The 8,988-nt window shown below is 46.6% G+C and carries 3 protein-coding genes and 1 pseudogene; all 4 read left to right on the top strand.

The annotated features are described in order from the left end of the window. Positions 1–1,098, top strand: a 1,098-nt coding sequence (locus ACTHUT_RS10295) for a type VI secretion IcmF C-terminal domain-containing protein (protein WP_440418777.1), incomplete at its 5' end; no start/stop codon positions are given. 130 nt (positions 1,099–1,228) lie between these two features. Beyond that, entirely contained in the window at positions 1,229–3,502 is a 2,274-nt protein-coding gene (locus tag ACTHUT_RS10290) for a type VI secretion system Vgr family protein (RefSeq protein WP_440418776.1), read from the top strand. A gap of 16 nt (positions 3,503–3,518) precedes the next feature. Next, on the top strand, positions 3,519–4,655 hold the full coding sequence (locus ACTHUT_RS10285; RefSeq protein WP_250601055.1) for a DUF2169 family type VI secretion system accessory protein: 1,137 nt from the start codon (positions 3,519–3,521) through the stop codon (positions 4,653–4,655). An 80-nt stretch (positions 4,656–4,735) separates the two neighbouring features. Next, a pseudogene (locus ACTHUT_RS10280) lies at positions 4,736–8,588 on the top strand (RHS repeat-associated core domain-containing protein); the annotation flags it as partial. Positions 8,589–8,988: the final 400 nt, after the last annotated feature.

Here is an 8,988-nt window from a genome sequence, read left to right as displayed (position 1 = left end):
GCTATTGACAAACGAATAACAGAAAAAGCTGGAAGCAAAATTACCGATTGGTTAAATAGAGCAGGACTCTCAAAACTCTTAGAGAGTGAAGAGGGGAATAATGTGAAAAATGAATTAGTTGCTTTAAAACAAGCAACTCCAGTCGATGATGCTTTTGCAGATTTCCATACATTAACTGAAATCACAAATGATCAACCTCCTGCTATTAACAATGTCACAGAAGCTATAAATGATTTATATGTTTATTTAGTTGCTGTTAATGTTGCTGTAGAAAAAGGAGTGGACTTACCACCTGATGATCCTTTCGTAAAATACAAGGCTGAAGTAAATAGACTGCCACCTCCCTTTCGCCAAATGTTAGATAACTTTTCTGAAATTATTCTGAAAAACACTAACAAAATTGTTGATGAAAAGCTTTTGTCTACTTTAGAAAAACAAATAGCTACATTAACTAATAGTTGCCAAGAAATACATCAACAAGGATACCCTTTCGATAAAGGGTCGGAGGACAATGTTGCATTAGAGAGTTTCGCCAGTATATTTGGTCCCAATGGTATCTACAGTAAATTTACAAACTTGACTGGTGAAGCTGCCGTATTGGCACGCTCAGAAAAACTGGAAACTTTAACTGCTAAAAATGATGCTTTTAAAGATCGTTTTGCAAAACTAAATGATATAGAAGACATCCGACAAGGATATTTTGATAAAGGCTCAGAAACTCCTACATTTGACTTCTCAGTTAAAGTTTTGATTCTTGATACTAGTTTAGAAAGTGTAAATATCTCATATGCAGGGAAAAGCTATGTATACAGCCATGGTCCTGTAAATCCTGTAACCTTTACTTGGCCATCAAAGAGTGAAAATGCTTTAGCTAAAATAGATATCTCCTCTCCCCAAATTAATAGCGCAGGTATTAGTTCAACTGGGCCTTGGTCAATCTTCCGCCTTATTGAAAAAGGTAAAATTATTCGCCAAACAGGAAATACCACCGTTGTCGAATACAATATTAAAGGAAAAAATCTTGTACTTGAATTTACTACTTCTACTGCCTTTAATCCCTTTAATTTAAGTAAATTAAGGAATTTTCAGTGTATTTAAAAGTCTCAATAACGATGTAAATAATATTGTCTAGAATATTACTTTCACATATTTTATCCCTATTTAAAATATAGGATAAAAATACTTGTACCCGGAATATTGGTTTAAGATTGACAAGGAGTTTCCCTAAATGAATAGAACTATCGTTGCTCATACGCCTTTGGGATCACAACTATTATTCAAAAAAATGCTTGGAACAGAATCCGTTTCAAATCTGTTTGAGTTCAATATTACATTGGTCTCTCAAAACCCAAACTTGCAAGGCAAAGATATTATTGGTCAGTCTGTAACATTGGAAATTGATACCGAAGCAAGTAATCCTCGTTATCTAAATGGTCTAGTTACCGATTTTGGCTACATTGGAGAAGATGAGGATGAAGAAGGTTATCATGCCTATACCTGTACCACTCGTCCATTCATGTGGTACCTCACTCAAAGTACGGACAGCAGAGTTTTCGTTGATAAGTCCGTATTAGATATCGCTAATGAAGTCTTAGCACCATTCGGATTCCCATACCAGATAAAATGTCAAAAAGGGTATCGAACAAGAGGCTTTTGTGTTCAGTATCAAGAAAATAGCTTTGATTTCTTAAACCGCCTATTTGAACAAGAAGGTATCTACTATTATTTTGCCCACAGTAACGGTTCACATGAGCTGGTTATTACTGATGATGTCGGTGTTTTAGAAGCTATTTCATCTCCTAATATCCCCTACCATTCTCGAAATACTGCACCGGGGGCGCCAAATATCGCCTATATTGATATTTGGGAAGAACGAGATGCTTTAAAATCTAGTCAATTTGTTACTCAAGAATACAATTATAAAAATGCCAAAGTTCCGATGATGTCTTCAGATTCAGTTCATGACTTTAATTCGGTATCTATGGAACACTATGACTTCTACACAGGTTTTAGTGATGTGGCAGAAGCACAAAATTACAGTCAGGTTCGTAGTGAAGATTTGAAAAGCCAAACCAAGATTATTACTGGCTCAGGTACTGCACTAACACTTGCTCCAGGTTATACGTTTATCCTGAGCAAACACCCTCATGCATCTTCCAATACCGAATATACTATTCTAAAAGCTGATTATGATTTCGAAGAGGCAGGCTATACGTCTGGAGACCGTATTGGCAAATTTAGAATCTCATTCCGCGTATTACCTAAATCTTATCCATACCGCCCTCCTCTTAAAACTCCCAAGCCAAAAGTTTTAGGAACACAAGCAGCTACGGTAACAGGACCTGCAGGTGAAGAGGTCTACACCAATGAATATGGCGATATTAAAGTCCAGTTCCACTGGGATCGCTATGGAAAAATGGATGAAAACAGTTCCAACTGGGTACGAGTAACTCAGGGCTCTGCTGGTGCTGGCTATGGCTCTATTAATACACCACGCATTGGTGAAGAAGTACTGGTTGATTTTATTAATGGCGATGCTGATCGACCTATTGTATTAGGCCGTCTGTATAACAGTGCAATGTCGCCACCATGGGGATTTCCTGCTGCAGCCAAGCAATCTGGTATCAAGAGTAAAAGTTTTAACTCTCCATTAGCCAACTTTAACGAACTGATGTTCAATGATACTGCTGGGTCTGAAATGGTCAACTTCCAGGCACAGAAAGACTTGACCTCACTTGTTAAGAACAATGAAACCCGCAACGTCAACAACGACCGAACCACTACAATTGGTAATAACGAAACTGTAACAGTAGTAGGTGATCGAGCTAAAACCGTTCAAAAAAACGAAACTGCCTCAATTACCCAAAACCGTACTAAATCAGTCGGCCAAAACGAAACTTCCAGTATTACCCAAAACCAAAGCATTAGTGTCGGCCAAAACCAAAGTACTTCTGTGGGTAAGGATCAGAGTGTTTCTGTCGCTAAAAATCGAACCCACTCTGTTGGCCTCGATGAAAACATCGGCATCGGAAAAAATCAGGCTTTAACCGTAGGCTTGGATCAAAACGTTTCTATCGGCAAAAATCAAGCGTTGACCGTTGGTGCCAATCGTAACAAAACCATTGTATCCAACGAGGTAAGCAGCATTGGTGGTAATAAGCAGGAAACCGTCAGCCTAAATGGTATGAGTAACGTTGGTATCGGACAAATGACCAACATTGGTGCAGGCTATATGTTAAATGTCGGAGGAGGTTGGATGACCAATGTTGGTGGAGCAGAAATGCACAGTGTTGGTGGAGTTATGGGGCTTAATGCTCTAGGTAACATCGGCCTTAATGCTGGCGTTAACATCACTTTATCTGCACGAAACAAAATTACCCTTCAAGTTGGTAGCTCTATGATTGTAATTGAGAAAAGTAAAATTACTATCGTTAGTAAAAAAGTTAAGATCGTTGGCACTAGTGTAGTAGATATGGACGGCAAAAAAGTCGATATCAACTAAAAGAAAAGGTATATCAATGTTCGAATTGGAGAACTTTACCTGCTTTCATACGCAGCAATTTAAAAACATCGACCAGTTAGATCGAACATATGATGTTGTAGTTGCTAAAGTCAGTTATGAGTTTGAAATCGATCCCGTAACAGGAAAAACTGTACTTGAGTTTGCCCAAACGCAGACGCCTCTTACATTTGCAGATACTTTTTACGGTGAACCATCTCAAACTTCAACTCAGTTTGAAAGCGACTTTTGCCTTTATAAACCTAAAACTGATTTAGTGATCAATGCAATCGCCTATGCACCTAATGATACTCCCGCTCGGCAACTTGCCGTAGCGGTGAGTATTGGCGATTATCAAAAGAGTCTGGCTCTTACTGGCGAGCGCTACTGGGTAAGAGAGATAGCAGGATGGTCTCTAAGCGAACCAGATCCCATTCTCTCCTTACCTATCCGCTATGAATTTGCCTTTGGCGGTGGTGCAGTTGAAGACGATCATGAAGGGCATCAGCAAAATCCTGTCGGTATTGGTTATTATCCCAAATCCCAACTCAAACAAAATGGATTCAAACGGATATTAAAGGCTCACCAGATTTATGACCCAAACCATCCGATACGAGATCCTGCTGAAAATGTTGCTCCCGAAGGATTCGGCTTTATGCCTCGTTATTTTGCACAACGGGCACGACATTCAGGTACTGCCGATGCTGAATGGATAGCTAACCGTGCACCTTTATTGCCGGAAGATTTTTCTATGGCTTATTGGAACGGTGCTCATCCTTCCCTTCAGTTGCCGCATCTAAAGCCTAACCATATCTATACACTGGGATTTACCGGCATGGTACATTCCTTTCAAGCACCTAATCAGTACTTTACTGTCGAACTGCCGGTAGAGACTGTATTTGTACATGCCCATACCGCATCTAATATGTCTTTGTGTAAAGACATGGTATTAGATACCGTACTCGTTGATATAGAACAACGCCGCATTGACTGTGCATACCGGACTTCTTTTGCAGAAGAGCTGGAAATTTCTGCATGTCAACTCAGGTTTATTGCTCGACATGAACGGGCAGAACAAATTGCAGCCGCAGCTGCATGCCGCACTTCACAAGACAAATTTATCCCGATACCGCCTTCTCTTGCGACATTCGCGTAAACAACCAAAAGGCCGTCTGATTCCCAACCAATTGCAGCCAACTTTTCAGACGGCCTCTATCTTCACAACAGGAGCACCCCATGGCCGTCAATAAAATCGCCCGTAAAAGCAGCAAGTTCCGCGTTGTCTTTACCGTCCCCGATTTCTGTTGGCCGCCTCCACCCGCTCCCCCTTCCGTTCCGCCCATTCCCTTCCCACTCTTTGCCGACCTCGGCGGTGCCAAAACCGTCGCCAAAGACGTACGCCTCAACCGCAAGCCTGCTTTTGTCTTTAAAGCCAGTAAGACGGACAAAACTTATGGCGACGAAATCGCCCTTCCGGGCCGTAAAGGGGTAAAGAGCCGCACCGCCACCAAACCGGCATGGCCTATGCGCCATTCTTCCTCGGTTAAAATCCGTAAACGCTATATCGTGCGCACCGGCGATATGTTCCATATGAACGGCAAGTTCAGCAAAAGACTCCCCCCTAAAACCTGTCTGTCCTGTAAGGGTGCAGTGGGTGCCGGTCGGCCGGTGAATCCGATACACGGTTTGAAGTTTCTAACCGGTGAAACCGACTTTGCTTTTGAAGGCATCCTGCCGCTGGTTTGGAGCCGCAGCTATTATTCCGACCAGGACGGTATCGGCTGGCTCGGCGAGGGCTGGAGCGTGCCGGGCTGCCAACGTATCATCCGCGATGCGGCGGGATTGGCCTATATCGACGATCAGGGCCGTTTGTTCCCGCTGCCGGAAGTCGATGAAGATGACGAAGAACCGGTATTGTTCGAAAGCGAACAGATCTGGTTCAGCAAGAATCCGGACGGTCATTACGTCATTGCTTCGCTGGACGGTTCGATAGCGCTGCGCTTTGCGCCTTTGGTGGTCGCGGAAGACGGTTCGGACGAAGACTCCACCCTCTTCCCTTTGGTCGCGGTAGAAGACGCCAACGATAACCATCAGCGTTTCATTTATCATCCGCTGACCGGTCTGCCGCAATACATTATTGACGGCAACGGCCGGGTATTCTCGCTGAACTTTGGCAATGTGGCGGACGAGCAGTCGCCTAAAATGCGGCTGCTGTCGGTATCGCCGTTGGAGGGTTTGCCTGCCTTTGGCGAAGCGGTCCGGGTCGGCAGCCCGCTGGTCCGCTACGAATACAACGGCAGCGGCGACTTAGTCCGCGTCATCGGCCGCGACGGCAAGGTCAAACGCAGCTTCGGCTATAAGAACAATCTGATGGTGTCGCATACCGATGCGGCCGGATTGGTATCGGAATACGAATACGACCATTACACCCCGACCGGCAAAGTCATCCGCAACCGGACTTCCTTGGGCGAGGAATGGCGTTTTACCTATCACGAAGGTTATACCGAGGTAACCGACGTACTGGGTCGTACCGAGCAATATCATTACGACTACAACAACGAGTTGACCAAACGGGTGTTTGCCGACGGCAGCACCGTATTGATGGAGCGCGACGACTTGGGCCGTCTGCTCAGCCATACCGATGCGATGGGACGCGTTACCCGTTATCGGTACAGCAACGAAGGCCAGGTGGAAAGCATTACCCGTCCGGACGGCGTCATCCTGCATTTCGACTATGACGACAACTACCGTCTGATCCGTAAAAGCGATGCCGAAAGCCGTTATCACGGCTATACCTACGACGGAGCGGGCAACCTGCTGACCCATACCGACCCGCTGAAGCATACCACCCGTTTCGAATATGCCGGCAACGGTCTGTTGCTGTCGGTGACCGATCCGAACGGCAGCAGCACCGCCTACCACTATAACGAAAACCATCAGCCCGACCGGATTACCGACTGCTCGGGTTACGAAACCAAACTCTCTTACACTCCCGAAGGACAGTTGGCGCGCATTACTGATGCGCTGGGACAGCATACCGAATACCACTACGACGCCAATCAAAACCTTACCCTCGCCCTCTATCCCGACGGCAGCAAAGAGACCTTCGGCTATGATGCTGCCGGTCATTTAAAAACCCATACCGACGGAGAAGGCCATACCACCACCTACGAATACGGCCAAGACGGTTTGCCGACCCGACGCACCAATGCCTTGGGCCATACTTTCGGCTATCATTACGACAAAGCCCGCCGCCTGGTCGGCCTCACCAATGAAAACGGTGCGCGCTACCGCTTTGCCTACGACGTCCTCGACCGATTGATTGCCGAAAGCGGCTTCGACCATAAACTGACCGGCTACCGCTACAACGCCGGTAACGAGCTGGTCGAGCAGCGCGAATACGGCGATGATGCCACCCTTGCCGCCAAACTGATGACGCAACTGGGCGGACAACCCATTGCCCCAAAAGACGTCGCCCCGCTTTCAGACGGCCTCGACAGCCAAACCCCGCTGCGGATTACCGAGTTCAAACGCGATGTATTGGGACGGCTGATCCACACCCTTGCCCGCGATAACGACAAGATTCAGGAAACCGCTTACCAATACGACCCGAACGGCAACCTCGTCCGCGCCGCCAACAGCCACAGCATTACCTGCTTCGACTACAACGGCAACGGTCAAATCATCGGCCAGCACCAATGGAAAGTGCCGACTAAGGAAGAGAACGCCCGAAACGGTTTGCCCGAAACCGACTGGCGCGATGCGCAGTACGACATGCTGTACCTGCCCGTTACCGAAAGCATCCGCTACCACTACGACTTCAACGGCAACCGTACCGCCACCGTCCTGCCCGACGGCAGACAGATCAACTACCTGTATTACGGCAGCGGCCACCTGCACCAAATCAGCCTCGACGACGAAGTCATCACCGACATCGAACGCGATCAGCTGCACCGCGAAATCTTCCGCACACAGGGTAAGCTCGCCAGTCGCTACGAACTCGACCCCTTAGGTCGTCTGAAAAGGCAAATCGCCACCCTCAACGACCTGACGGAAACCGGCAAAGGCAAAAACAAAGTCGCAGCGGGCTATGGCCAAACCGCCGTCAAACGCAGCTACGGCTACGACCGCACCGGCAACCTGACCCACAGCACCGACCAGCGGACGGGAATAACCCGGTTCGAATACGACAAACTGGGTAGGATTACCCAAGCCGGCAACGAAGTGTTCGCCTTCGACCCCGCGCACAATATCCTCGACATCCCGGCGGAAAAGGTCAAACCGTACCCTGCCCCCCTCTCCCGTGGGAGAGGGTCGGGAAGAGGGCAAAACGACCGTGCCGCTTTCAGACGGCCGCGCCGCCATCTCCGACAACCGCCTGAAAACCTACAACGGCACGACCTATTACTACGACCACTTCGGCAACCTGATCCACCGCGAACTGGCCGACGGCGAAGTGCAGAACTATTTCTACGATCTGCACGACCAACTGGTGAAAGCCGAAATCTTCAAAAAAGACGGCACAAAAGAAACTTGGGCATACAGCTACGACGCCTTGAGCAGAAGGATAGGCAAAGGCCGTCTGAAAACCAGTCAGGAAGTTTCAGATGACCTCGAAAACCAGACCCGCTTCGTTTGGGACGGCAGCCACCTCTTGCAAGAAATCCACCCGGACGGCAGATATACCTATATCTACGCCGATCAAGATTCCTACGAGCCTTTAGCACAAGTCCGCGATTGGACAACTGAAGACGGCGAAAGCCGACAACAAACCCACTACTTCCACTGCGACCAAATCGGCATCCCGCGCGAGATGACCGATAAAGACGGCAACCTCTTGTGGTTCGGCAACTACACCGGCTGGGGTCGTCTGAAAGAGGAAACCAAGGTAACGGATAGCGCATACCAACCCTTCCGCCTGCAAAACCAGTACGCTGACCGTGAGACAGGGCTGCATTACAACTTCTTCAGGTACTACGACAGTAGAATCGGACGGTTTAACAATCAAGATCCCATAGGATTAGTGGGCGGGGAGAATTTTTATGCTTTTGCGCCTAATGCTCAGGTGTGGGTTGATCCTCTAGGTTTGAATAAATGCTGTGAAAATAGCAAAGTTAAAACAGAACCAAACACAGCATTTTTTTGGTCAGGTAGAACAGATGGTATTGGTGGACAACATATTGCTGCCGATATTGCCAAATCTAATGGAGGAACAACATTAGAAATGTTAATTGAAGCTAGAAAAATTATCATGCCTACGTGGGATCAAAATAACCAAGCAAGCATTAAAGCATGGGAAGATATTTCATCAGAGTATGCAACATGCGCTTCTGGTACTGTAACAGGCGTTATTGGCAAAGATCTGCGACCAGGAAATATATGGGAAAATAGAGAATTACCCGCTTTGAAGAACAATCCTAATATAACAAAAATAGTAATAATAGATCCTAAAACAAAGATTTCAACTGTTATATTTCAAAGGTAATTAC

The organism is Neisseria sp. P0022.S010 (assembly GCF_051956635.1).
The sequence above is the reverse complement of the archived record's forward strand: the minus strand, read 5'-3'. Positions and strand labels throughout refer to the sequence as shown.